At 58.1% G+C, this 528-nt stretch carries 2 pseudogenes; one reads left to right on the top strand and one right to left on the bottom strand.

What is annotated here, in order from left to right:
* Positions 1-95: pseudogene (locus EN852_RS34895) on the top strand (pyridoxamine 5'-phosphate oxidase family protein); the annotation flags it as partial.
* Between the two features lie 113 nt (positions 96-208).
* Here the strand turns inward: EN852_RS34895 and EN852_RS34900 are convergent.
* Positions 209-528 (bottom strand): annotated as a pseudogene (locus tag EN852_RS34900) (integrase); the annotation flags it as partial.

Below are 528 nucleotides of genomic sequence, written 5' to 3' on the forward strand. Positions count from 1 at the left end.
ATGTGATTCCCGAATATGCCGCTTTTATCGAGGCCTCGCCCTTCGTGGCGCTGGCGACCAGCGGACCGGACGGGCTCGACTGCTCGCCCACAGGCCAGCCAAAATGGGTTGGCCTGCCATTGATTCTGCTCGGTTTTTCCGGCGCTCTGCCTTTTCAGCCTCTGGGCACCATCCCCTCTTGGTCCGTTCCGGACACATAGGTTACGGTTTATACCGGAGACATGGGTAGCACTTTTGGCCCGAAGGGGTTGTGGAGTGGTCCGAGCCTGCATGTCTCGTCATCAAAATAGCCCAGATCATAGTCCCTGAAGCTGGCCAGCCAGATATTGTCTTCGACCTGTTTGATGCCGACGGTCTGACCGGCGAAGACGAGGCTGAGGTTGATCTTCTTGCGATTGTAGCAGATGCGGCCGCAGGTGGTGACGGTGACGGCCTTATCGTGAAACGGATAGTCGAGATCGGGCAGACCGGTATAGGGGCGCGGTGAGGGATTATAACGCTCGGCATGGACTGCCCAGCCGAGCGTTA

The sequence above is a fragment of the Mesorhizobium sp. M2E.F.Ca.ET.209.01.1.1 genome (genome assembly GCF_004010375.2).
Lineage (GTDB): Bacteria > Pseudomonadota > Alphaproteobacteria > Rhizobiales > Rhizobiaceae > Mesorhizobium.